We start from the raw sequence: 25,179 nt of genomic DNA on the forward strand, positions 1-25,179 counted from the left end.
CGCGTTGGGTTCCCGGGCATCTGCTCCGGGTTTATCAGCGCCGGAATCCGTTTCCGGCAATTCGCAGTACGAAGAAGAAGGAGTGAACAAATGGCAATTCCGGCTTACATGTGGCTCAAGGACGACGGTGGCGCAGACATCAAGGGGTCGGTGACCGTTCAGGACCGCGAGGGGAGCGTCGAGCTGGTCGCGTTCGATCACGGCGTGCACATCCCGACCGACGGCAATACGGGCAAACTGACCGGCACTCGCGTGCACAAGCCGATCACGCTGACGAAAGAGACGGACGCATCGACGCCGTATCTGTACAAGGCCGTGACGAGCGGCCAGACGCTGAAGTCGGTCGAGATCAAGTGGTACCGGATCGACGATGCGGGCAAGGAGAAGGAGTACTTCAACACGAAGCTCGACAACGTGAAGATCGTTGCCGTGAAGCCGAAGATGCTCGACATCAAAAATCCCGACTACGAAAAGCACAACCATCTCGAAGACGTCGAACTGCGCTACGAGACGATCACGTGGTCGTACAAGGACGGCAACATCATCCACAAGGACACGTGGAACGAGCGCTCCTGATGGTTTGAGCGGCTGGCGGAACCGGCGCGTGCATGCGACGGGCTCCGCCACCGCTTGGCTCTGGTCCACTTGCCTGCCGCCGCCGATTCGCATGGCCTCGACGGCTCCCTCCCCCTCCTGATCGCTATCGACATGACGCCGCCTCTCCGCGATGCCTCCCACCTCATTCGCCGTCTCAATCCTCACTGCACGCACGCACTCGAAGCCGCCGCCAGCCTGTGCCAGACCCGGCTCGCAGATGAAATCGCAGTCGAGCACTGGGTGCTGAAACTGCTCGAGGCGGACGACGGCGACATTCCCGCGGTGCTGCGCCACTACGATCTCGACATCGATGCCGTCTGGGAAGCGCTGGTCGACGTGATCGATCGTATGCCGCGCACATTGCGCGGCATGCCCGCGCTTTCTCGTCAACTGGCCACGGTGATCGAGGACGCATGGGCGCAAGCGGTGTCGGACGATCCCGACGGCGTCATTCGGTCCGGCCATCTGCTGCAGGCAATCGTCGATGCCCCGCATGTGCTGCGCACCCAGCGCGCGTGGCCGCTGCTATCGGTTTCGAGTGCGCAAATCCGGCGCGTGCTGCCGCGGCTCGGGCGGCGTTCTTGCGAGAACGCGCGCGACCACATCGTATCGGAGCAGGAAGCCGACCGGCCCGGCGGCGCGTTCGACGACGACACGCCCCTGTCGCCCGAGGGCGACGGCGCGCGGCCCCACACGTCGCAGCGGGCGAGCGACGGCAGTGCGCTCGCACGCTTCGCGCTCGATCTGACCGACAAGGCGCGGCGCGGCGAAATCGACCCGGTGCTCGGTCGCGACCGCGAAATCCGCCAGATGATCGACGTGCTCGCACGTCGCCGCAAGAACAATCCGATCCTCGTCGGCGAACCGGGCGTCGGCAAGACCGCGCTCGTCGAAGGGCTCGCGCTGCGCGTAGCTGAAGGCAGCGTGCCCGAAACGATCCGCGATACGCGCATCCTCACGCTCGATCTCGGTTTGCTGCAGGCCGGTGCGGGCGTCAAGGGCGAATTCGAACAGCGCCTGAAGAACGTGATCGACGAGGTGCGCGCCGCCACCACGCCGATCCTGCTGTTCGTCGACGAAGCGCATACGCTGATCGGCGCAGGCAACACGGCGGGCGGCGCCGACGCAGCGAACCTGCTCAAACCGGCGCTTGCGCGAGGAGAATTGCGGACGATCGCAGCCACCACGTGGGCCGAGTACAAGCAATACTTCGAGCGGGACGCCGCGCTCGAACGGCGCTTCCAGGTCATCAAGGTCGACGAACCGGACGATACTGCCGCGTGCCTGATGCTGCGCGGCCTTGCGAGCCGCTATGCGCAGCATCATCGCGTTCATATCCGCGACGAAGCGATCGTCGCCGCCGTGCGGCTGTCGCGTCGCTATATTCCGGCGAGGCAATTGCCGGACAAGGCCGTCGACCTGATCGACACGGCCGCCGCACGTGTGAGGATGGCGCTCGATGTACCGCCCGCGGAACTGCAACAGGCGCGCGCCTCGGTCGCCGCACTGGAACTGGAGCGCGATGCGCTCGACGCGGACATCCGCGCCGGAATTGCCGGCGTGGCCGAGCGGCGTGCGTCGATCGACATGGAATACGACACCGCATGCGCCGCCGCCGACCAGGTACTCGCTCAGTACTCGCGCGAACGCGATCTCGTCGGCGTCGTGCATTCCCTGCGCGATGCAGCCGATCGAGCGGCCAATCCCGCGGCCATCTCGGGCGCACTCGGCGCATTATCGGCCGTTCAACGAAAGCCGCCGATGATGGCGGCCGACGTCGATGCGCAATCCGTCGCGCGTGTCGTCGCCGAATGGACGGGCGTTCCGGTCGGCAATCTCGTCGAGGACGAACTGCAGAACCTGCTCACACTCGAGACGGCGCTCGCGTCGCGTGTCGTCGCACAGGACGACGCGATCGCGGCATTGGCCGAAAGCCTGCGCACCGCGAAGGCCGGCCTTAAAAGCGAACACGCGCCGCTTGGCGTGTTCCTGTTGGCGGGACCGTCCGGGGTGGGCAAGACCGAGACGGCGCTCGCGCTCGCCGACGTATTGTTCGGTGGCGCGGGAGCACTGACGACGATCAACCTGTCCGAGTACCAGGAAGCGCATACAGTTTCGCAGCTCAAGGGGTCGCCGCCCGGCTATGTCGGGTACGGTCGCGGCGGCGTTCTCACAGAAGCCGTGCGTCAGCGCCCTTACAGCGTCGTGTTGCTGGACGAAGTGGAGAAAGCGCATCGCGACGTACTCGACATCTTCTATCAGGTGTTCGACCGCGGCACGATGCGCGACGGCGAAGGGCGCGAGATCGATTTCCGCAACTGCGTGATCGTGATGACGTCCAATCTTGGCAGCACGCAGATCTACGATGCGACGGACAAGGATCCGTCGATCACGCAGCCAGCATTGCGCGACACCATTCATCCGCAACTTGTCGCGCATTTCCAGCCGGCGTTGCTTGCGCGCTTCCAGACGCTCGTCTATCGGCCGCTCGATGCCGCGGCGCTTGCGTCGATCGTACGCCTCAAGCTCGACAAGATTGCCGAGCGCCTGCAGCGGCAGCATGCCGCGACACTGGCGTATGCGGACGACGTGGTCGAATCGATCGCGCAACACTGTGTGTCCCGAGAATCCGGCGCGCGCAGTGTCGACGCATTTCTGAATCAGCGCGTGCTGCCCGCCTTGTCGCACGAACTGCTCGTGCGCATGGCATCGGACAGCGCACCGCGTCGGATCGCGTTGTCCGTCACTGCCGAAGGTGCGTTGACGATCGATTTCGTCGATGCATCGACGGCCGCCGATGACGCGGCCGGACGATGGAGCCGCCGATGACCGCCGGCCCTTCCCTCTACGACATGCTGCTCGGTCAGATCGACGGCGTGCCGATCGGCGCGTACGACGACCGAACGCTCGAATGCCTGAGCGTGCAGCAGAACGTGCGCCGCATTCTCAATACGCGGGCAGGCGCGCTCAAGCACCTGCCGGACTATGGCCTGCCCGACCTCACGAACATCTACAAGGCATTGCCCGCATCGGCGCACTTGCTCAAGCAGCAAATGGAGGCGACGCTGTTGAAGTACGAGCCGCGCATTCGCTCGATCGACGTCGCGATCATCGACAACCGCGATCCCGGCATCCTCGTCAGCTTCGAGATGACCTGCCACCTGAAGAACGCGGGGCTCGTGCGCTTCGGCACTTACTTCGAGCCACCCGGTCGCCTGCGCATCGAACGGTACGTCGCCCGCTCATGATCGAGCGCGATCAGCCCTCGTGCGCCAGATGCGCCGCAAACCCCACTTTCCCCGGCGCGACTTCTTCCTTCAGCGTCAGCGCCGGAATCTCGTAATCGCCCGCGTTCTGCTGGCGGAACGGAATCGGCGGCGTGGTCCACAGATCGTCGAGACGCTGGCCGAGTGCCGTACACGTTTTGTCGAAGCGCGCGGCGTTCATCTTGCCCGTCCGGTAGATCACGAACGGCGGCAGCACGTCGAACCCCGGGTAATACAGCACCCCGTGCTGGATCGGGAACAGCAAGTCGTCGATCGGCCCGTTGATGCCGCGCGAGCTGTAGTGCGGCTCCCACCCGCCCGTCGTGACGACGATCATCGCCCGCTTGCCGACCAACATCCCTTCGCCGTAGCGGTCGCCCCAGTGCGTATCGGAATGCTCGCCGACACCGTACGCAAAGCCGTATGCATACACGCGCTCGAACCAGCCCTTCATGATCGCCGGCATCGAGAACCACCACAGCGGAAACTGCAGGATCACCGCATCGGCCCACTTCAGCTTGTCCTGTTCGCGCGCGATGTCGTCGCGCTGCGTGCCCGCCTCGAACGCGCGCTTCGAATCGAGCGCCGGATCGAAGCGATCGTCGGGCGCGCGATCGGTCACGTCGTTCTCATCCAGCACCGCCTTCCAGTTCATCGCATACAGGTCGCTCACCTGCACCGCATGGCCGGCCGCTTCGAGATGCGCGACCGCGAAGTCGCGCAGCGCGCCGTTCAGCGAACGCGGTTCCGGATGGGCATACACGATCAGCACATTCATGTTCGTCACTCCGTGGATTGAATGACTGCAGGATGCCGCCTTCGACGGTATATTTGAAATGAATTCCTGATATTCCAGCTATAGCCATGAATAATCTCAGAAGGCTCGATCTGAACCTGCTCGTCACGCTGGACGTGCTGCTCGCCGAGCACAACGTCACACGCGCGGCCGAGAAGCTGAACATGTCGCAGCCGTCGGTCAGCGTGCAGTTGCAGAAACTGCGCGACGTATTCGGCGATCCGCTGCTGCTGCCGGGGCCGCGCGGGATGCGGCCGACCGCGCGCGCGGAAGCGCTGCGCGAGCCGTTGCGCGAAGCGCTCGAGGCCGTCGAGCGCGCCGTGATTCCGGCCACGCCGTTCGATCCCGCGACCGCGACGAACACGTGGCGCGTGGCCGCGACCGACTACGGCGAATCGACGATCGTGCTGCCCGCGCTGCGCACGCTGCGTTCGACCGCACCCGGCACGCGGCTGGCCGTCCTCGAGCTCGTGCCGCCGCGTATCGAGCAGGATACCGAACGAAATGGCATCGACCTGGCCTTCCACATGACCGAAGCGTCGCCGCCCAGCATGCGGCGCTTGCCGCTGTTCGTCGAGCGTTACGTGCTGATCGGCCGCGCCGACCACCCGAAGCTGAAGCGGCGCCCCACGCTCGCGCAATTCGGCACGCTCGAGCACGTGATCGTGTCGCCCGACGGCGGCGGCTTCTTCGGCGTGACGGACGAAGTACTCGCGAAGATGGGGGCCACACGGCGCGTCGTGCTGTCGGTGCCGCACTTCCTGTTCGTGATGTCGGCCGTCGCGAGCACCGATCTCGTCGCGATGCTGCCCGAGCGGCTGGTGCGCGACGTGCCCGCGCTGCGCGTGGTGGATGCGCCGGTCGAGGTGCCCGGCTATGAAATGTCGATGCTGTGGCACGAGCGCGTGCATCGCGATCCCGCGCATCGGTGGCTGCGGGAGACGATCGCGGCGGCGGTCTGACACGCCGGTCGCGACGCGGCTGACATTTACTGTCATCGGGGGCTTGAAAGTCCACCAATCACTGTATATATTTACAGTGTTTCTGCGTCATTTGACCCGAATTCCGTCATCCCGAGACGGTCTTTAGTGAGGCGACCATGTTCCAGTCATCCGCATTCGATCCCGAGCAACCCGGCTTCAATCCCGTCCACTTCGAGCGCGCAGCGCAGCGTGCGGTCGTCGATCTGCAGCGTGTCGTCGGCGGCCCCGCGCAGCGAGCGCTCGGCCTGCGACGCCGCACGCATCCGGCGGCAGTCCGCACGATGAGCTGGCAGGCGCTGCTGAACGTCGAAGAGCTGGCGTTCTCGAATCCCGGGTTCCTGAACCGCAACGATCCGACCGTCGTCGACGCGTTCATCCGGCTGCGCGACAGCCGGCTGGTCGCCGCGGACGTCGAGGACCCGGTCGACTGGCGCCGCGACGACGACGACCTGCCGGCCGTCTACCTGATCGTCAAGGCGATGCTCGAAGCGGAAGAGGAAGAACGGGCCGAGGCAGCCTGACGCTCGCTGGCCGATCGCCGCGGGCACGGCCTGCGGGGCTCGCGCCGCCACGTTGGGTGGTGGCGCGGTCGGCCCTGTGGCTCGTTATGATTTTGCGCCGCGAATCGGCGCATCCTGCGGCAAGCCGCGAACCGTCGCTTCAGCCGATCATCGCGACGCGACGACCGTCCGAACGACCATCGCAGCGCCCGCCGGTTACAACCGCGCCGCGAGCCGCGCCCCCTGATCGATCGCGCGCTTCGCGTCGAGTTCGGCGGCCAGTTCCGCGCCGCCGATCAGGTGCACCGAGCGACCGGCCGCCTGCAGCGGCGCGAGCAACGCGCGCTGCGGCTCCTGCCCCGTGCAGAGCACGATCGTATCGACTTCGATCAGTTCGTGATCGGTGCGCTGCTCGCCGTACGACACATGCAGCCCGCGCGCGTCGATCCGCTCGTAGTTCACGCCGCCGATCATCTTCACCTGCTTCATCTTCAGCGTCGCACGGTGAATCCAGCCGGTCGTCTTGCCGAGCCCCTTGCCGAGCGGCGCGGCCTTGCGCTGCAACAGCGTCACTTCCCGCGCCGGCGCCGACACCTGCGCACGCGTCACGCCGCCGCGCGTCGCGGCAGGGTCGGTCACGCCCCACTCGACCTTCCATTCGTCCAGATCGAGTGCCGGCGATTCACCGTCCTGCACCAGATACTCGGCGACATCGAAGCCGATCCCGCCCGCACCCACCACCGCGACCCGCCGCCCGACCGGCTGTTTGCCCGCGAGCACGTCGATATAGCTGAGCACGTTCGGCCCGTCCTGCCCCGGAATCTTCGGGTCGCGCGGCGCGACGCCGGTTGCGAGCACGATCTCGTCGTAGCCGCCCGCGATCAGGTCGCTCGCGTCGGCGCGACGGTTCAGGTGCAGCTTCACGCCGGTCAACTCGACCTGCCGGCCGAAGTAGCTCAACGCTTCGTGAAACTCCTCCTTGCCCGGAATCCGCTTCGCCATGTTGAACTGGCCGCCGATTTCCGCGGCGCCGTCGAACAGGTCGACCTGATGGCCGCGCTGCGCGAGCACGGTCGAGCACGCGAGGCCGGCCGGCCCCGCGCCGACCACCGCGATCCGCTTCGGCTGCGGTGCGGGCGTGTATTTCAGCTCCGTCTCGTGGCACGCGCGCGGATTCAGCAGGCACGACGCAATCTTGTTCTTGAACGCGTGATCGAGGCACGCCTGGTTGCAGCCGATGCAGGTGTTGATCTCGTCGGCCCGCCCCTGCGCGGCCTTGACGACGAACTCGGCATCCGCGAGCAGCGGGCGCGCCATCGACACCATGTCCGCGCAACCGTCCGCGAGAATCTGCTCGGCCACTTCGGGCCGGTTGATCCGGTTGGTCGTCACGAGCGGGATGCCGACCTCGCCCTTCATCTTCTTCGTCACCCACGCGAACGCGCCGCGCGGCACCGACGTCGCGATCGTCGGCACGCGCGCCTCGTGCCAGCCGATCCCCGTGTTGATGATCGTCGCGCCCGCGCGCTCGACCGCCTTCGCGAGCTGCACGGTTTCGCTCCAGTCGCTGCCGTCCGGAATCAGGTCGAGCATCGACAGCCGGTAGATCAGGATGAAGTCGCGGCCGACCGCTTCGCGCGTGCGCTCGATGATCTCGATCGGCAAGCGGATGCGGTTCTCGTACGACCCGCCCCACTGGTCGCTGCGCTTGTTGGTATGCATCGAGATGAACTGGTTGATCAGGTAGCCCTCGGAGCCCATGATCTCTACGCCGTCGTAACCGGCTTCGCGGGCGAGCGTCGCGCAGCGCACGAACGCACGGATCTGTCGCTCCACGCCGCGCGCGCTCAGCTCATGCGGCGCGAACGGCGAAATCGGCGACTTGATCTTCGACGGCGCGACCGCGAACGGGTGGTAACCGTACCGGCCCGTATGCAGGATCTGCAGCGCGATCTTGCCGTCCTCCGCATGCACGGCGCCCGTGATCTCGCGATGTCGGCGCGCGGCGGCCGACGTCATCAGCGTGCCGCCGAACGGCTTGGTCCAGCCGGCCACGTTCGGCGCGAAGCCGCCCGTCACGATCAGGCCGACCCCGCCGCGCGCTCGCTCGGCGAAATATTCGGCGAGGCGCGGCAGCGTCTTGCGGCTGTCCTCGAGGCCGGTGTGCATCGAGCCCATCAGCACGCGATTCTTCAGCGTCGTGAAACCGAGATCGAGCGGTGTGAGCAGATGGGGAAAGGGTGTCGTCATGATGATTCGGGCAAGAAGCGATGCCTGCCATCGTAGGCGTGCGCCGCCTTGAACGTGAGGGGGCAAACAGCCATAATGCTTGTCATTTCCGGCCAAATCGACATGACTTCCCCGTCTCGCAAGGATCGCCTCGGGCTGCGCCGGCCAACGATTCCGGTCGCCTATACGCGCCTGCTGCTGCAGGCGCTGGCCGCTCGCGGCGTCGATCTCGCCGCCGTGCGCGCCGGCACCGGCCTGCGCGACGCGGTGCTGGCCGAACCGGACGCGCGCGTCGCGCCGTCGCAATGGGGGCGGCTCGTGCTCAACGCGATCGAAATCGGCGGCGATCCGGGCATCGGGCTCGCGTTCGGGCTGCTGCTGAAACCGACCGTGCACGGCTTTCTCGGCTACGCGACGCTGACCGCGCGGGACATCCGCGACGCGCTGTTCGTCACGCAGCGCTACTTCCGGATGCGCAATCGCCAGTACCGGCTGACCTATGCGGAAGACGAGCGTGGCGCGACGCTCGAACTGCACGGCGTGCAGGCAAACCCCGTGCTGCAGCATCACGTGATGTTCGAATTCGTGCTGACGGGGCTCGCGCAGAACATCTCGCAATGGTCCGGGCGCACGTCACCGCCGATCAGGCTGCAATTCGCGTGGCCGGAGCCCGCGTATTTCGCGCGCTATCGCGACCAGTTGCCGCCGGTGGCATTCGGCTGCGCGGCCAATGCGCTGTGGATTGCGCCCGACGTGCTCGACTGGCCGCTGCCGCTCGCCGATGAAGTCGCGCACCGGCAAGCGCTCGTGCAGGTGGAACGCGAATACGCGCAGGTGCGGCAGGAGGAAGGCGATCTGGTCGAGCGCGTTCGCGCGGAACTGGCGCGCGCCGCCGGCGATTATCCGGGGCCGGATACGCTCGCCGATGCGCTGCTCGTGTCGACGCGCACGCTGCGGCGCCGGCTGGAGGAAGCCGGGTCGAGCTATCGGCAATTGCTCGACGAAGCGCGGTTTCGTGATGCGAAGCAGTTGCTCGCCGCGTCGGATCTCGACCTGAAAACGATCGCCGAGCGGCTGCAATTCACCGACCCGGCGAATTTCACGCGCGCGTTCCGGCGCTGGGCCGGGCAGACGCCGAGCGCGTTTCGGGAAGCGGCTGCGGGGGCGGGACGCGAATGACGTGCGCGACGTATCAGCGCCCGATATAAACCCGCGCGCCGCCGTCCCCCTCGCCCGCGTCAATCCGCACGTCACCCGTTGCGGCGACGATCGCGTCGTACACGTCATCGCTCACGCACACCACCGGCACCGCGATCGCATACAGCTCCGCTGCCACGATCGCGCCGATCGAGATGATCAGGTCGCGCTCCTTCAGCACGATCCCGACCGGCCCGGTGCCGTTGCGCACCGCTTCCGCGAGCACGCTGCTGCTCGAACTCGATCCCTTCGCGTGCGGCATCACCATCACCTTGCCGGCGAGGCTCGCGCCGGCCTGCGGATGCCCGCGATCGACGATCCTGCCCGCGCCCGAGTCGTAGCCGCCCCAGAAGCTGAGCGGCTTCTCGAGCACGAAAGGCCGCGCACACGCGCTGCCCGGCACGAGCGTGTCGCCCGTCAAGAATGTGTCCGTCGCTTCAGTCATCGAATCGCACCTTGCCTTCGTACGCGGACCGCACGCATTCGCGCATGCTGCCGTACGCGACCGTCACGCCGATGTTCGCGGGCGCATACGACGCCCATTTCCCCGAGTTGGTCATCACCAGCCCCGACAACCGCTTCATCACCGGCGTGATGTACGTGCAGGTATCGACGACGATCTGCACGCCGCGCGCGGCGAATTTCTCCGCGAGGCCGACTTGCTCCAGCTCCCACAGAATGAAGCGGCTCGTGTTCACGTAGAAATCGCAGGCCGGCTTGCCGTCGAACGCGTCGAGCAACGTGTCGAGCGTGCGGAATTCGGCCAGCGAGAAATGCGGTGTACCGAGCGCGACCGCGACCAGCGCGTCGCCGGCCGCGCCGTGATTCAGCGTGCGGCGAATCTCGTCGAGATCGGCCATCGTGATGTCGATCGTGCGAAGCGCTGCGCGCCCGTGCAACGCGGCGTCGAGCGTCGGCGCCTCGGGCGTCACGCCGACCGCATGGAACAGCGCGACGGCCCCGCTCGACGCGGCGGCCGCGCCGAGCGCCTTGAGTTCGTCCTCGGTGGTGTCGGCCGGCAGCCCGACGATCGCCGGCACGACCGCGCCCGCGATCTTGCCGACCGCCAGACCGAGCGCGGCGAAATAGATGTCGCGCGACGGCAGGCCGGTGAAATCCGGCGCGTTGAACACGATTCGCGCGGCGCGGTTCGCGTCGACATGCAGCCCCGCATACGGCGCGCGCCCAGTGATCGCGGCGGCCAGGTCGAGAAAATCGCCGTAGCGGCTCGTGCGCGCGCCGAGCACAGAGTTCGCGAACACGATCGCATTCGATTCGGCCCACGCGATCTGCTCGCCCAGCGCGGGACGATGCTTCAGTTGATACGGCGCGCACGTGAAGCTCGATTCGCAGCCGAGCAGCAAGTGCGCGTCCATCAGGCGCTGCGCATCGCGCTGGATCGTGCGGTCGCCGTGGTACAGCTCGGGATGGATCAGGTCGAGCGAGCCGACGTTCAACGTGGTCGGCACCGCGACCTTCGCGCCCGTGTCGACGAAATAGTCGACGAAGTCGAGGCTCGTCTGGCCGTGATACAGACAGCCGTCGATATGGGCAGACGTAATGTCGATCAGGTGCGGCGCGGACATCACTTGCGCGGTGCGCGCGACGATCCGCATCGCGCGGGCGACGCCGTGCCCGAAATCCCCGCGCAACATTGCGTCGTCGCGGTCGCTCAACTGCAGCATCGGTTGCTCCTCGTGACGCGTGCCGGCGGCCGCGCCGGCTCGTGAATTCCGTCAGAGGACTCTACAACTGGAAACAAAAACTGTCCAGATTGGGACAAAACCGGGCATCATAAAAACCAATTTTCACAACAGGAAGCTTCGGCGGCGGCCAATGGCTTGCGTTCCGCACCAGTTGACCGCCACACCGACCCGCCCGCCCCTCGCCTAACGTTCCGCCGTCAGGCTGAACAGCTCTGCGCGCAACGCCTTCGCGCGATCGCGGCCGAACTGGGTGTCGAATTCGTCCTGCGCGGCCTGCCACGCGACCAACGCCCGCGCGAACGTGCGCTCGCCGAGCTTCGTGAGATGGAGCGCATGCGCACGCGCATCGTGCTCGGATGCCGCCGTCGCGACGAAACCGTCGCGCTGCAACGGCTTCAGCGCACGCAGCAAGGTCGTGCGATCCATCACGAGCGCATCGGCGAGTTCGCTCATCAGCAGGCCGGGCCGGCGTTTGAGGTTCACCATGATCGAGAACTGGGCGGGCGTGACGCCAACCGGGGCCAGATGGCGCTCGTACAGTTGCGTGACGAAGCGCGCCGCCTGACGCAGCGCGAGGCAGTTGCACGCCTCGGAAATCGGAATGTCGTTCATGTCGTCGAATCTATATGTGCATATGCATAAAGTCAATGTACACTCCGCCGTAACATGGCCGGGGCCGGCCATCGCGTCAAGGAGACGGACATGGACTACATCGACAAGCTGCGCATCTTCCGGTCGGTGGTGGAGATGCGCAGCTTCACGCGCGCCGCCGACATGCACGGCCTCGCGCGGCCGGTCGTCTCGCGCGCGGTCGCGGATCTGGAGGCGCGTTTCGGCAGCCGGCTGCTGCACCGGACCACGCGCCAGGTGTCGCTGACCGAAACGGCCGAGCGCATCTATGAGCGGTGCGCGGCCGTGCTCGACGAACTCGACGCGCTCGAAGTGGAAGCGCAGACGCACACGCGCGAGCCCGAGGGCCTGCTGCGCCTCGTCGCGCATACGACGGCCGCGCTGAACCGGCTCGTGCCGCTGATCGCCGGCTTCAAGCGCGCGCATCCGAACGTGCGCCTCGACGTCACGCTGACCGAGCGCCCGGTCGATCTGGTCGGCGAAGGCTACGACATCGGCATCGTCGTGCCGTACATGCTGACGAGCGAATCGACCGTCGTGCGGCTGGTCGAGCGCATTCCGGTCGTGATCGTCGCGACGCCTGCATATCTGCAAGCGCATGCGCGCCCCGAGACGCCGGCCGACCTCGCCAATCATCCGTTCGTGCCGATCTCGCCGTCGCTGCGCCGGCCGGCGCTGTCGTTCCGTGTCGACGGCAACATGCTCACCGTGCCGTTCCGCTTCGACATCTCGTCGAACAGCCCCGTCTTCAACCGCGAAATGGTGATGCACGACTTCGGCATCGGCGTCGTCCCGAAAACGCTCGTCGAGGCCCAACTCGCGTCGGGCGCGCTCGTGCAGCTGCTGGAAGACGCCGATCTCGTCGATGCGTTCGTCGAAATCAAGCTCGCGTACGCGAACCGCGCGCTGCTGCCCGCGAAGGTGAAGGCGTTCATCGACTACACGGCCGCGTACTGCGACCGCGAAGGCTGGATCGTTCCCGCGGCGGCGTGACCGGGCGCGAGCGCGCCGTTCCGACGCCGATTGGTACAGCCACGACACCAATCTGATCCTGTCCCGCCGCTCGCTTCACGCCGTCCCGCCCCCTAACATGTGCACATGCACAAGACCACGCTCACCGATGACGATTGCTTCGCGGTCCGGCAAGCCGCCCGGCGGATCTCGCAGTTCTACGAGCGTTACCTGTCGCGAGCGGGCGTGACGCCGTCGCAATACAGCATCCTCGCGCTGCTGCGCGAGCGGCCCGGCCTGACGATGGCGACGCTGTCGAACGTGCTGGTGATCGAACGCACCGCGCTGCTGCGCGCGCTCAAGCCGCTCGTCGGCGCGGCGCTGGTGACGGGGCGGATCGAGCCGCCATGTCGTGGTCAGACGTTTGCACTGACCGCACACGGCGAAACGAAGGTCGCCGACGCGCACGTGCACTGGCTCGCCGCACAGGAAGCGTTCGAGCGGTGCTTCGGGTCGACGCAGGCGGCCCGCCTCAGAGACGAATTGTTCCGGATCACGCACAACCTGCCGGAACGCTAACCCTTTTCCCGATCGGCACGACGTCGTCGATCGCTTTGATTAGTGCATATACATAGGTGAATCGATGGATACGACCCAAGCCGCTGCCTCGTCACGCGAAGCAGCCACAACCGAGCGGCCCGCGAAGCAACGACGCCGCGTGCCGTGGATGCGCATCGCGGTGGGCGCCGTCGTCGCCGTGGTCGCGGCCGCCGCGCTCGACTGGCTGTTCGTGCTGCGCTTTCAGGAAAGCACCGACGACGCGTATGTCGGCGGCGACGTGACGGTGCTCGCGCCGAAGGTCAACGGCTTCGTCGACAAGATTCTCGTGACCGACAACCAGCGCGTGAAGGCCGGCGACGTGCTCGTGCAGCTCGATGCGCGCGACTACGACGCGAAGCTCGCGCAGGCCAGCGCCGAAGTCGACAGCGCGCGCTCCGCCGTGACCGAACTCGAAGCGAAGCAGCAACTGCAATTCGCGGTGATCGGCCAGCACGCGGCGGACAAGAACGCGTCGTCCGCCGAACTGACGCGCGCCGCATCGGACCGCGTGCGCTACCGCGAGCTCGTGAAGTCGGACGCCGTATCGAACCAGATCGTCGAGCGCGCGGACGCCGATTATTCGAAGGCCGGCGCGGCCGTCGAACGCAGCGACGCCGCGCTGCTCGCGTCGAAGCGCCAGCTCGACGTGCTCGGCGCGCAGCTCGCCGATGCGCGGGCCCGCGTGAACACCGCGCTCGCCGCACAGCGCGTCGCGGCGCTCAACGTCGAATACACGACGATCCGCTCGCCGGTCGACGGCTACGTCGGCAACCGCACGGGCCGCGTCGGGATGCTCGCGAACGTCGGCGTGCCGCTGCTGACCGTCGTGCCGGCCTCCGGCCTGTGGATCGACGCGAACTTCAAGGAAGACCAGCTTCGCAAGATGCGCGCGGGCGACCGCGTCGACGTCGCGCTCGATGCGTCGAGCACGCGCCTGCATGGCCGCGTCGACAGCCTCGCCCCCGCGACCGGCGCGACCTTCAGCGTGCTGCCGCCCGAGAACGCGACCGGCAACTTCACGAAGATCGTCCAGCGCGTGCCCGTGCGCGTGCATCTCGATCCGCAGCCGGGCATCGAGCACGTGCTGCGCCCCGGGCTCTCCGCGGTCGTGACCGTGCATACCGACCACCAGCACTGAGCGGGAGCCGACGATGACCACCGCGTTTTCCGGCGACCCCGCGTCGCAACCGACCAGGCAGCGCGTGTTCGCGTTCGCGCTGATGTGCGTCGGCTTCTTCATGGCGACGCTCGACATCCAGATCGTCGCGTCGTCGCTGCGCGACATCGGCGGCGGGCTGTCGGCGAGCCAGGACGAATTGTCGTGGGTGCAGACCGCGTACCTGATCGCCGAGATCATCGTGATCCCGATGTCGGGCTGGCTGTCGAAGGTGATGTCGACGCGCTGGCTGTTCGTCGCATCCGCCATCGGTTTCACGATCACCAGCATGCTGTGCGGGCTCGCGTGGGACATCAACTCGATGATCCTGTTTCGCGGCCTGCAGGGCGCGCTCGGCGCCGCGATGATCCCGACCGTGTTCACCACCGCGTTCGTGCTGTTCCCCGGCAGGCAGCGGCTGATCGCGTCGACGACCATCGGCGCGCTCGCGTCGCTCGCACCTGCGATCGGCCCCGTGATCGGCGGCTGGATCACCGACCAATGGTCGTGGCACTGGCTGTTCTACCTGAACCTCGTGCCGGGCATCGCGGTGGCTGCGCTCGTGCCGCGCTACGTGCACATCGACGCGCCCGATCTCAGCCTCATCAAACGCGGCGACTATCTCGGCATCGTGCTGATGTCGGGCTTCCTCGGCTGCCTCGAATACGTGCTCGAGGAAGGCCCGCGCAAGAACTGGTTCGGCGACGATGCGATCGTGATCTGCGCGTGGATCTCCGGCATCTGCGGCTTCCTGTTCATCGTGCACGCGCTGACCGCGAAAGATCCGATCGTCGACCTGCGCGCGCTCGCCGTGCGCAATTTCGGGATCGGCAGCCTGCTGTCGTTCGTGACCGGCATCGGGATTTTCGTGACCGTGTTCCTCACGCCGCTGTTTCTCGCGCAGGTGCGAGCGTTCAGCTCGCTGCAGATCGGTATCGCGCTGCTGTCGGTCGGTGCGTTCCAGTTGATCGCGCTGTGCGCGTATGCGTTCGCCGCGCGCTACGTCAGCATGCGTGCGCTGCTCGTGTTCGGGCTGATCTGCTTCGGCCTCGGCTGCTACCTGTACACGCCGATCACGCACGACTGGGGCTGGCGGGAACTGCTGCTGCCGCAGGCGCTGCGCGGTATCGGCCAGCAGTTCAGCGTGCCGCCGATCGTGACGATGGCGCTCGGCTCGCTGCCGCAGTCGCGGCTGAAATCGGCGAGCGGGCTGTTCAACCTGATGCGCAACCTCGGCGGGGCGATCGGTATCGCGGTAAGCGCGACGATGCTCAACGACCGGCTGAATTTTCATTACCTGCGGCTGAACGAGCACGTGAGCGCCGGCGAACCGCAAGTCGCGTCGCTGCTCGATCGCCAGGCCGCGTACTGGGGATCGGTGGCCGGCAATACGCTGAATACCGCGCAGGCCGGGCTCGCGAACCTGCATCGTCTGATCTATCGCGAAGCGCTGACGCTGACCTATGCGGATGCGTATTACGCGCTGTCGCTGTGCTTCGTCGTCGCGTTGCTTGCCGTCGTGTTTTCCAAACCCATTACGTTGAACGCGCCGCCGCCGGACGCGCACTGAGGCCCACGGATCATCATCTTGACGTCCTCCTCCGCCTAAGCGCGGAGGATTCCCACATCTGGCGATGCACGTCCGCATCGGAGAATGTTCAACGCAGCGTTGGTATCTCGATCATGCTCGGCACCACAGTCACTGCAGGCCCACTCTCTTATTCGCAGTCCCGCGATACCTTTCGGCCGCGTCGTGCTGTCTTTCGACCCGCACGCCGAACAGGACTGGGTGGAACCGCTTTCGTCGACTTCCTCGAACGTGGCTCCGTGCGCGATCGCCTTGTAACGGAGCTTGTTTCGGAAGGACGACCAGGATGCGTCGTAGACGCTCTTCGCCATCCTGGTTCTGGCGAGTTTGACAGCCGACACGTTGCCGACCGCGATGTAATCGAAGCGCCACACCAACTCGAGCACGAGCTTGTGCTGGAAATCGGCTCGGGCATTCGCGATCTTGGCGTGCAGCTTCGCGATATGTCGCTTGTGCTTTCGCGCCCGTTGCGCTTTCCCCAGCTTCTCCACCGCGCGCCTGCCGAACTGGTCATTGGGCAGCTTCTCGCCGGTCGAAAGTGTGGCGAAGTCTTTCAGGCCGAGATCGATGCCGACGCCCGAACGAATCGGGCGGGCCTGCACATCGGGCATCTCGATCACGATATTGAGAAACCAGTTGCCGCGTGCATCCTGCGCAAAGTTGGTCCCGTCCTTGATCTTGCCTTCGGGAAGCGGGCGGCTATTGAACACGCGGAAGGTGTTGCCGGCGAAACGGAACGCGTCGCCCTCGCGCTTCAGGTCACGCCCCTTCAGCGGCACCCAGCCCAGCGATTTCCTGCCGCGATAGCGCAGGTAGGGCCGACGGCGCTGGCTGCGCGACTTCGCATATTGCTCGCACGTCGCGTTGACCGTGCCGGAGTGAATACCGAGTTCCTTGCTGCTGCCGGTGGTCAGCACGTTCAGGTCGAATCCTGTAGGCCACTTCTTGCCCCACTTGAGCGCGTGCTTCTGCGTGTCGTTGCAGAAGTTCCAGACGTAGTTCACCGCACGGCTCTGCTTGTTAAGCAGTCCGTTGAGCGACTTCACCCGGTAGCGGTAGACAAGGATCATGCCGGTGATCCTAACCCGTGGAACAAGCAGCCTGTCAACAGCAATTCTTTCCTTCCCGCCATCAATGGCGGGATTTCTCGGAGCAAATTCTGATGAAGAAGCTACTCGTCGCGCTGGCCGTCAGCGCATTCGCCGCCGGGTGTGCGGTGCAGCCCGCGCAGCATCCGGCGCTGAACGATTCCGTTCAGACGCTCGCGCCTACCGCATGGGACACCGACGTGCCGCGCGCGGACATCGACGCCGCCGCCTGGTGGGCGCAATTCCACGACCCCGTGCTCGACCGGCTGATCGCGACCGTGCTCGACGGCAATCTCGATCTGCAGGCCGCCGCCGAACGCGTGAAGCAGGCGCAGGCGCTGACCGTGCAGAAGCGCGCGGTGTTGCTGCCCGAACTCGACGCGACCGCGCATGCGGCCGACGCACGGCAGAACACGCCGCCGCCGCTCGGTTATGTGCGGCAGGCCGGCGCGGGGCTCGCGCTCAGCTGGTCGCCCGATGTGTTCGGCGGCGAACGGCTCGATCTGCTCGCCGCTCAAGCGGAGTTGGTCGGGCAGAAGCATGCGGAAGATGCGATGCGCCTCGCGCTCGCTGCCGATGCGGCATCCGCGTATGTCGATCTGCGCTGGGCGCAGCAGGAATTGAAGATCCTGCAGGACAACGCGAAGATCCGGCAGCATGCGCTCGAACTCACGCGCAAGCGACAGGCGTTCGGGCTGTCGACGGAACTCGACGTCACGCGCGCACAGAACCAGCTCGATGCGCTCGAAGCCGGGATTCCGCCGACGCAGGCGCAGATCTCGCATCAGCTGAATCTGATCGCCGTGTATTCGGGGCGGACACCGGAATCGGTCGATCGGCTCGTGCTGGCGCAGGCCGGAGAGATTCCCGCGCCGCCGGTCGGCGCGCCGGGAACGTTGCCTTCGCAAGCGTTGCTGCGACGGCCCGATGTGCTGACTGCTTATGCTCAAGTCGAGCGGCGTGCGGCGCAAGTGGGCGTGGCGAAGGCCGAACGGTATCCGAAGTTTTCGTTGAACCTGACGGACGGGATTCTCGCCGCTTCGTATCTCGGGTTGCCGACGTTGACCGATAACCTGTTCAGCGCGGCGTTGAGTGCGACGAGCCCGATCTTCAACGCGGGACGGATTACCGCCGATATCTCGCAGAGCGAAAGCCGGATGCGGGAGTCGGAACTCGGGTTACGGCAGACGATGCTGCAAGCGCTGCGGGAAGTCGAGGATGCACGCGCGAATCTCGTCAGTTCCGATGAGGCGACGCGGCGGCTCGATAGTGCATTGGCGGCTTCCGATAAAGCGCTCGGGTTGGCGAATCAGCTTTACAAGGGTGGCGCGACGGACTTTCTGGACGTGCTGTCGGCGCAGGAGGTGTATCTGCGCGATTCGGATTCGCTGAATCAGGTCAAGCGCGAGCATGCGCTGGCGGCGGTGGCGTTGTATCGGTCGCTTGGGGGTGGGTGGAGCCGGAATGATGCGGCGGGTGGGCCGCAGACGGAAACGGACGCTGTGGCGAAAAACTAGGCGGCTCACGCAATGCGAAGTCAGCCGCCCGGACACGCACCCCACTGCGGCTCCTCCGACACGCATCCGCCCCCCGGTCAGCGCTGGATCGGCCCGCCGCGCCGCCCGCTCCGGTAGAGCAAGCCGCCCCCCGGCGGGGGAATGGGACAACTTCTAGCCGGCCACCCGTGCCGCGAGTAAACTGACAGGTGGAGCAAACCGCGAGGGTCGGCGCCGACCCGGAAGGGCCGCGCGCATCTTCGTGAACGTTGAAGAAGCCGGCGAGGGCGTCAGTCATCGGCACAACGAACTCCCCGGATGCGACGGATGCCCGCCTGGCGTCCGCGAGACCTCAACTCAAAGGGAACGTTCAAGATTGAATACGAGCGCACCGTCGCCCCGCCCCGCCGGCGATCAACCGGAGTCGGGCGGCAAAGCCGCCGCACCGGAATACGTCTACCTCGGGCGGCAACCGATTCTGGACCGCAGCGGAGCGTTGATCGCATTCGAACTATTGTTCCGCTCGGGGACAGCCAATCGCGCCCACATCACGGATGACGCTGCCGCCACCGCGCAGGTCATCGGAAGACTCATCGGGGATATCGGCCTCACCGCCGCACTGGGCGATCGCACGGGCTATGTGAACATCGATCGAACGGTGCTGATGTCCGACATCGTCTGGTTGTTGCCACATGAACGCTTCATACTCGAAATCCTCGAAACGGTGACGTTCGACGACGCGCTCTGCAAGCGCTGTAGCGAACTGCGGCGCGCGGGCTATCGGCTCGCGCTGGACGATGTTTCCGAGGTTTCCCCCCGCCTGTTCGAATTTCTCCCTTACGTCGATATCGTCAAGATCGATTTTCTCGAATGTCCGCGCGAGCACCTTGCCGAACTGATCGGCACCGTCAAGCAGCACGGGAAGATGTCGGTCGCCGAGAAAATCGAAACGCCGGAGGACCATGCCTCCGCCATGCAAGCGGGCTTCGAACTGTTTCAAGGCTACTACTTCGCGAAACCGCAGGTGCTGACCTCGCGGCGCGTCACGCCATCGCGCGACGCGCTGCTGCGCCTGCTCGTGCTTCTGGGCGGCGAACCGGAGATCGTTGAACTCGAAGCCGAACTCAAACGCATTCCGAACCTCGTCATTCCCCTTCTGATGCTGCTCAATTCAAGCGCGGTGGGGCTCAGCCAGCCCGTTTCGTCACTGCGCGAGGCGATCATGCTGGTCGGCACGCGGCAAATTACGCGCTGGACCCAGTTGCTCCTGTTTGCCGATGAGCGCCTGGACGCGTTGCGCTCCGATCCGCTGGCGCAGCTATGCGGCGCGCGGGCGCGATTCATGGAACTGGCCGCGGGCCGGCTGCGGCCCGACGATGACCGGTTCGCCGCTACCGCGTTCATTGCAGGCGTGTTCTCACTCGTTCATGTGCTGTTCGGCAGCACGATCGAGGACGTCGTCACGACGACGCCGATTCACGCCGATATCCGGCGGGCACTGCTCGAACGGCATGGCGAGCTGGGTTGGCTCCTGAACGCCAGCGAGGCAGCGGAATCGGGGGACTTCGACGTCATCCGCGCAGCGTGCAACACATTGCCGATCTTCACCCCGAACGACCTGACCACGCTCTGGCTCGCTGCCACCACGTGGTACGACGATCAGGTGCGCGGGCTACCCGCATACCGCCCTCAGTAAGCCTTGCAATGGGCGGCGCGACGGCCGCGCCGTCAATCTCGCCCAGCCCGCAGCCGCTCGACTTGCCGACGTACGGCCCGAATGGGGTCATCGCACTCAACTCTTGACCAAATCTGCCGTTAACTTAGGGCGGCGGCCCGTGCGAGGGCGATGCGCCGGCGTGCGCCGGCGTGCGGTTTCGCCGGACAACCGGGCATCGATTCCGCGTGGGCGAGTTCGATGCGTGCGCAACCCGTCGAGGCGAGCAAGATCATGCCTTGCCGGCCGGCGCGGGCGCGCCCGACGGTTGCCGGATCGAAGCGCGCCGGCAAGGATTTTTCGTCTTGGTCAGAGAATGTACCCGAACAGCTACGATGTTCCGATCGCGCGCCTCGTCGCGCGCCAGATTCTGTCCTGCGCACCCGCCACGCCGGTGCGGGAGGCCGCGCGACGCATGTTCGCCGAACGGTGCAGCTCGATCGTCGTGATGAAGGAGGAACAGGTCGTCGGGATCTGGACCGAGCACGATGCGCTGTCGGCCGGCGACAATCCGGGCGAGCTCGATCGGCCGGTCAGCGAGGTGATGAGCCATCCGGTGCTGACGCTCGAGGCCGACACGCCGCTCGGCGAAGCCGCGATGAAGTTCAAGCAGTCGGGCGTGCGGCACTTCGTGGTGGTGCGGGATGGCGCCGCGATCGGCGTGCTGACGCAAACCGACGTCGTCGTGAACCAGGGCCCGGAATTTTTCCTGCACCTGAAGCCGATCGAGTCGATCCGCGTCCATCCGCCCGTCGTGGTGCCCGAGCAGGCCGGACTGCACGACGTCATCGCACAGATGCGCGCGCAACGGCTCGATGCGATCCTCGTCGGCTACGACGACGGCGAGCACGGCATCCTGACCGAACGCGACATCGTCCGGCTGCTGGCGGACGGCGGCGCCCAAGGCGCGGTCGGCGCCCATGCGAGCAAGCCGCTGCAGATGCTGACCGCCAGGCAAAGCCTGTATGCGGCGCAGCGCTTCATGACCGAACACAACATGCGGCATGTCGGCATCCGCGACGACGATGGCAGGCTGACCGGCCTGCTCTGCTTCGCGGACGTGCTGCAGAGCATCGAGCACGAATACGCGAACGAGCTGCGCAGCGCGTTGCGCGAGCGCGACGAAGCGCTGGGGCTCGCGCGCTTCAACCTGCGCATGGCGGATCGCGTGTTCGAATCGGCACTCGAAGGCATCATGGTGACCGACCGGCGCGCGCGGATCGAGCGCGTCAACCAGGCGTTCACGCGCCTGACCGGGTACAGCGAGGATGAAGTGATCGGGCGCGACCCGGGCTTGCTGAGTTCCGGGCGCCAGACGCCCGATTTCTACAAGCAGTTGTGGCATTCGCTCACGACCGATGGCCACTGGCAAGGCGAAATCTGGAATCGCCGCAAGACCGGCGAACTGTTTCTCGAATACCTGACGATCACCAGCATTCGCGACAGCAATGGCGAGATCTCTCACTACGCGGCGATCTTTTCCGACATCACGCAGCGGCGCCAGGCGGAGGAGCGGCTGGGCTATCTCGCCACGCACGACGTGCTCACCAATCTCGCGAACCGGATGTTGTTCGAGGAGCGGCTCGCGCACGCGATCAGCCATGCGAAGCGGTTCGGCCGCAAGGTCGCGGTGATGTACCTCGATCTCGACCGCTTCAAGCTGATCAACGATACGCTCGGCCACAACGCCGGCGACGAGGTGCTGAAGATGGTCGCCGAGCGCATCGTCGCCAATGTGCGCGCGAACGACACGGTGGCGCGCATGGGCGGCGACGAATTCGCGCTCGTGCTCGAGGAGATCGACGACGTCCGCGACGTGGGACGCGTCGCGCGCAAGCTGCTGGACGAAGTGGGACGGGCGATCGATATCGGCGATCGCGAGATCTTCGTGACGCCCAGCATCGGCATCAGCATCTATCCGGACGACGGCACCGCGGCGGAGGACTTGATCCTGCTGGCGGACCAGGCCATGTACGGCGCGAAGAGCCGCGGCAGGAACGTGTTCCAGTTCTTCGAAAGCAAGATGACGTCGTCGGCGATCGAGCAACTGGAGACGCTCGGCGAATTGCATCGCGCGCTCGAGCAGAACGAATTCCGCCTGTTCTACCAGCCGCAATACGATCTGGCGAGCGGCCGGATCGTCGGCGTGGAAGCGCTGCTGCGCTGGCTGCATCCGCATCGCGGCTTGGTGCCGCCGGGCGACTTCATCGGGCTGGCGGAGCGATCCGCGCTGATCGTCCCGATCGGCAAATGGGTGCTGCACGAAGCCTGCCGACAGGCGCGCCGCTGGCTCGACGAGGGCTTCGAGTTCGGACGGGTGTCGGTGAACGTATCGGCACGGCAGTGCTTTACCGACCACTTCCTCAGCGACCTGACGACCATTCTCAGCGAAACCGCGTTGCCGGCCGAATACCTGCAGCTCGAGTTGCTTGAAAGCATGGCGATGAACACCCGCGAGGAAATCGGCATCCTGCTGCGCGAACTGGCGACGCGGGGAATCAGCCTGGCGATCGACGATTTCGGCACGGGCTATTCGTCGCTGGTGTATCTGAAGGATCTGCCCGTCGATACGCTGAAGATCGATCGGTCGTTCCTCGCGGACTGCGGCTCGGGCAGCACGGACGACGCGATCGTGCGCGCGATCGTGGCGATGGGGCGCGCGCTGGGGCTCGATGTCGTGATGGAGGGCGTCGAGACGGCCAAGCAGTTGGCCTTCCTGCAGGAGATCGGCTGCCACCAGGGGCAGGGTTTCCTGTTCGCGCGGCCGCAGCCCGCCGAGCAGTTGGTCGGCATCTCGTCGCGCCGCGGGGCTGAACTGCTGACGGAGTGAGGCGGTCGCGGGGCGCGGGGCGCGTCGCTCGATATGCAAGACCGCCTTGTCGTTGAAGTGTATTGATCGCTCGAGGTGCGTACCAGCACACACCAATTGACGACTGCTCGCGGTTCCGGGGTACTGACGATCTACCCACGTAGAATTGCCCGAAATATGCTGCTCTTTCTTGATCGCGTTATCGAGGAAAGCCGTTCTCGATCCAGCGCATCCAAACCGACCGAGGCGGCGAGTTCTTCGCTGAGCCGGTGCAACGCCGTTTGACGAGCGAGTGCATCAAATTCCGACCTATTCCGCCACGCTCGCTACACCTCAATGGCAAAGTAGAACGATCATAGCTCACTGACATCAACGAATCCTGGTCGTATCGTTCGCCGACGGAGGACGCGATCGATCAACGAATTGAGGAGTGGAAGTTCGACTACAACTGGCAGCGCCCGCACGGCTCGCTCGGTGGCAAGACACCCGTCGATCGTATCGCTGATCTGACAGAAAGCCCACCTCCCGCGGAGGAGGTGGGCAGTGCCTTCGACGAAACGAAAGAGCGAATTCGGCACCGCGAATGGCGCGTCGACAAGGCCCTCGCCGAACATTGTCGGCACCTTAAGAAGTGAAACGATGTCCGTGAATCGCACACCTCGACACAACCGACGTGATCCTACGCATCGTTCAATCGCCCACACGAGCAGTCATACTGCCAATTAACGTGCACCCGCACTCGGTATGATGGCCGTGCAACGCAACGCGTTGGCCATCGATCGTTACCGTCGGATGCGCCTCGATTATCTTGTTAACTCCATGTGGTCGTCCATCCGGATATTTTTCAGGACAGTCCACCAGATCGTGCAAACGCGCAATCTTTTTGCCATCGATGCTATGTGTTTCCGATCCGGTGATCACGCGTCCGCCATGTGAGGTCGCATCACCGACCACGATCATCTGCAATGCCATACATACTCCCTATAACATAACGGGCTGAGAAGCGCTCCCGGCGTCGTGCGGACCCATCCGCTCAATCTCGGCCCATACACTTTCCGGAACGCCAGTGATAGCGACACTAAACGACTCATCAGACTGCTGACGCTGAATCAGCAAATCATGAACAAACCGATGCCGATCGAAATCCTGCCCGTACATATAGGTATGCTGACAGAACGAAAGGCGATCCCCCGGCTCGCGGATCCCCCACTGCACCGCACGGAGGTAACGAGGAATAAAATCCTCGAAGCGGTCAAGGTAGGTATGCTCTCCGTCGACATCGCCGGACTCGATCAGTGCAGCCAGAATCTCGTCGGGTTCCGTGTGCGCCGTGAGGGCATTAACGTCCTCCGGCCCAAGCTGAACCATGACAGAACGGCAGATCCTCGCGCTCGCCATCGATTCGTTTCCGATGTGCTGCCACTCCTTGTGACGCCCGCGGTACATCCATTGCTCGATAGGGCTCATGAACATGGCGCGAATCTGCTCTCCCCACGTGTTCAAAACCGCCGTCGTGTTACGCGGATCAAAGAACCGGACCATCGCGGTCATGTTGTCGCCAATATCCGCAAACAGGAAGGCTTGCAGATGCGTGACGAGCGCATCCATCTCGACCCGGCTAGAGATCAAGGACAGGCATGGACTTTGACGATCGAGCTGATCGAGTTCTACAAACCAATCCGCCTCCGTGTCATCTACCGAGACCAAAAATAATGAAGCCGGCCCGAGTTCCTCTTCAGGCAGACCAGCGAAAACGGAGAGAAACGGTACGCCAGCACGCTGCAGCAAAGGCACCACTTTCGGTGGACATACCGCCGCGTCGATCAGCCCCATCAGGCGCGCTTGCGAGGGTATAGCTTGTAGTTCCATCTGC

21 protein-coding genes and 1 pseudogene are annotated in these 25,179 nt (G+C 65.3%); 14 read left to right on the top strand and 8 right to left on the bottom strand.

Going from position 1 to position 25,179, the window contains the following annotated elements; translation table 11 throughout:
* Positions 1-90 precede the first annotated feature (90 nt).
* The 3 genes from KR541_RS17315 to tssE all read left to right on the top strand — a co-directional run bounded on the left by KR541_RS17315 (position 91) and on the right by tssE (position 3,845).
* Complete coding sequence (locus KR541_RS17315; protein ID WP_006750272.1) at positions 91-576, top strand: Hcp family type VI secretion system effector; 486 nt, start codon at positions 91-93, stop codon at positions 574-576.
* 132 nt (positions 577-708) lie between these two features.
* The gene (gene tssH, locus KR541_RS17320; protein ID WP_050017870.1) at positions 709-3,426 is read left to right on the top strand and encodes a type VI secretion system ATPase TssH; all 2,718 of its coding nucleotides are present in this window, start codon (positions 709-711) and stop codon (positions 3,424-3,426) included.
* Complete coding sequence (gene tssE / locus KR541_RS17325; RefSeq protein ID WP_050017875.1) at positions 3,423-3,845, top strand: type VI secretion system baseplate subunit TssE; 423 nt, start codon at positions 3,423-3,425, stop codon at positions 3,843-3,845. The genes tssH and tssE overlap by 4 nt, the downstream gene beginning before the upstream one ends.
* Positions 3,846-3,855: 10 nt before the next feature.
* On the opposite strand, the gene KR541_RS17330 is transcribed toward tssE, so the two are convergent.
* Complete coding sequence (locus KR541_RS17330; RefSeq protein ID WP_124631262.1) at positions 3,856-4,641, bottom strand: NAD(P)H-dependent oxidoreductase; 786 nt, start codon at positions 4,639-4,641, stop codon at positions 3,856-3,858.
* Between the two features lie 86 nt (positions 4,642-4,727).
* Between KR541_RS17330 and KR541_RS17335 the strand changes: the two genes are divergently transcribed.
* Both KR541_RS17335 and KR541_RS17340 read left to right on the top strand, forming a co-directional pair.
* On the top strand, positions 4,728-5,621 hold the full coding sequence (locus KR541_RS17335) for a LysR family transcriptional regulator (protein ID WP_124631261.1): 894 nt from the start codon (positions 4,728-4,730) through the stop codon (positions 5,619-5,621).
* 137 nt (positions 5,622-5,758) lie between these two features.
* Complete coding sequence (locus KR541_RS17340) at positions 5,759-6,163, top strand: DUF2471 family protein (protein WP_089489095.1); 405 nt, start codon at positions 5,759-5,761, stop codon at positions 6,161-6,163.
* Between the two features lie 195 nt (positions 6,164-6,358).
* Here the strand turns inward: KR541_RS17340 and KR541_RS17345 are convergent, their stop codons facing one another.
* Positions 6,359-8,392: an NADPH-dependent 2,4-dienoyl-CoA reductase gene (locus KR541_RS17345; protein ID WP_050017866.1), complete on the bottom strand. Its 2,034-nt coding sequence runs from the start codon at positions 8,390-8,392 to the stop codon at positions 6,359-6,361.
* A gap of 75 nt (positions 8,393-8,467) precedes the next feature.
* Between KR541_RS17345 and KR541_RS17350 the strand changes: the two genes are divergently transcribed.
* Positions 8,468-9,550, top strand: coding sequence for an AraC family transcriptional regulator (locus KR541_RS17350; RefSeq protein WP_216089671.1), 1,083 nt, complete (start codon positions 8,468-8,470; stop codon positions 9,548-9,550).
* A gap of 13 nt (positions 9,551-9,563) precedes the next feature.
* On the opposite strand, the gene KR541_RS17355 is transcribed toward KR541_RS17350, so the two are convergent.
* From KR541_RS17355 to KR541_RS17365, 3 genes are all read right to left on the bottom strand, one after another.
* Positions 9,564-10,013, bottom strand: coding sequence for an aconitase X swivel domain-containing protein (locus KR541_RS17355; protein ID WP_213345748.1), 450 nt, complete (start codon positions 10,011-10,013; stop codon positions 9,564-9,566).
* Positions 10,006-11,253 carry an aconitase X gene (locus KR541_RS17360; protein WP_176015469.1) on the bottom strand — a complete coding sequence of 416 codons (1,248 nt, stop codon included), beginning with the start codon at positions 11,251-11,253 and terminating at the stop codon, positions 10,006-10,008. The genes KR541_RS17355 and KR541_RS17360 overlap by 8 nt, the downstream gene beginning before the upstream one ends.
* Positions 11,254-11,457: 204 nt before the next feature.
* Entirely contained in the window at positions 11,458-11,886 is a 429-nt protein-coding gene (locus KR541_RS17365; protein ID WP_050017862.1) for a MarR family winged helix-turn-helix transcriptional regulator, read from the bottom strand.
* Positions 11,887-11,976: 90 nt separating this feature from the next.
* Between KR541_RS17365 and KR541_RS17370 the strand changes: the two genes are divergently transcribed.
* The 4 genes from KR541_RS17370 (at position 11,977) to KR541_RS17385 (ending at position 16,181) form a co-directional block, all read left to right on the top strand.
* Positions 11,977-12,897 (top strand): LysR family transcriptional regulator, encoded by a 921-nt coding sequence (locus KR541_RS17370; RefSeq protein WP_050017861.1) that lies wholly within the window; start codon positions 11,977-11,979, stop codon positions 12,895-12,897.
* 105 nt (positions 12,898-13,002) lie between these two features.
* Positions 13,003-13,434, top strand: a complete 432-nt coding sequence (locus KR541_RS17375) for a MarR family winged helix-turn-helix transcriptional regulator (protein WP_011548253.1) — start codon at positions 13,003-13,005, stop codon at positions 13,432-13,434.
* 64 nt (positions 13,435-13,498) lie between these two features.
* Entirely contained in the window at positions 13,499-14,593 is a 1,095-nt protein-coding gene (locus tag KR541_RS17380; RefSeq protein ID WP_216089672.1) for an HlyD family secretion protein, read from the top strand.
* A 13-nt stretch (positions 14,594-14,606) separates the two neighbouring features.
* Positions 14,607-16,181, top strand: a complete 1,575-nt coding sequence (locus KR541_RS17385; RefSeq protein WP_216089673.1) for a DHA2 family efflux MFS transporter permease subunit — start codon at positions 14,607-14,609, stop codon at positions 16,179-16,181.
* Positions 16,182-16,216: 35 nt separating this feature from the next.
* Here KR541_RS17385 and KR541_RS17390 read toward each other — a convergent pair whose 3' ends face one another.
* On the bottom strand, positions 16,217-17,269 hold the full coding sequence (locus KR541_RS17390) for an RNA-guided endonuclease InsQ/TnpB family protein (RefSeq protein ID WP_216089674.1): 1,053 nt from the start codon (positions 17,267-17,269) through the stop codon (positions 16,217-16,219).
* Between the two features lie 92 nt (positions 17,270-17,361).
* On the opposite strand from KR541_RS17390, the gene KR541_RS17395 reads away from it, so the two are divergent.
* The 4 genes and pseudogenes from KR541_RS17395 to KR541_RS17410 all read left to right on the top strand — a co-directional run.
* Positions 17,362-18,804 carry an efflux transporter outer membrane subunit gene (locus tag KR541_RS17395; RefSeq protein ID WP_050017857.1) on the top strand — a complete coding sequence of 481 codons (1,443 nt, stop codon included), beginning with the start codon at positions 17,362-17,364 and terminating at the stop codon, positions 18,802-18,804.
* Positions 18,805-19,159: 355 nt separating this feature from the next.
* A complete protein-coding gene (locus KR541_RS17400) occupies positions 19,160-20,479 on the top strand; it encodes an EAL and HDOD domain-containing protein (protein ID WP_216089675.1) in 1,320 nt (439 codons plus the stop codon).
* A gap of 334 nt (positions 20,480-20,813) precedes the next feature.
* Positions 20,814-23,327 carry an EAL domain-containing protein gene (locus tag KR541_RS17405; RefSeq protein WP_216089676.1) on the top strand — a complete coding sequence of 838 codons (2,514 nt, stop codon included), beginning with the start codon at positions 20,814-20,816 and terminating at the stop codon, positions 23,325-23,327.
* 65 nt (positions 23,328-23,392) lie between these two features.
* Positions 23,393-23,926: pseudogene (locus KR541_RS17410) on the top strand (integrase core domain-containing protein); the annotation flags it as partial.
* A 70-nt stretch (positions 23,927-23,996) separates the two neighbouring features.
* Here KR541_RS17410 and KR541_RS17415 read toward each other — a convergent pair.
* Entirely contained in the window at positions 23,997-24,278 is a 282-nt protein-coding gene (locus tag KR541_RS17415) for a PAAR domain-containing protein (protein WP_077179869.1), read from the bottom strand.
* Between the two features lie 9 nt (positions 24,279-24,287).
* On the bottom strand, positions 24,288-25,175 hold the full coding sequence (locus KR541_RS17420) for a DUF4123 domain-containing protein (protein ID WP_089489088.1): 888 nt from the start codon (positions 25,173-25,175) through the stop codon (positions 24,288-24,290).
* Positions 25,176-25,179 lie beyond the last annotated feature (4 nt).

The sequence above is a fragment of the Burkholderia sola genome, assembly GCF_905400185.1.
Taxonomy (GTDB): Bacteria; Pseudomonadota; Gammaproteobacteria; order Burkholderiales; family Burkholderiaceae; genus Burkholderia; species Burkholderia sola.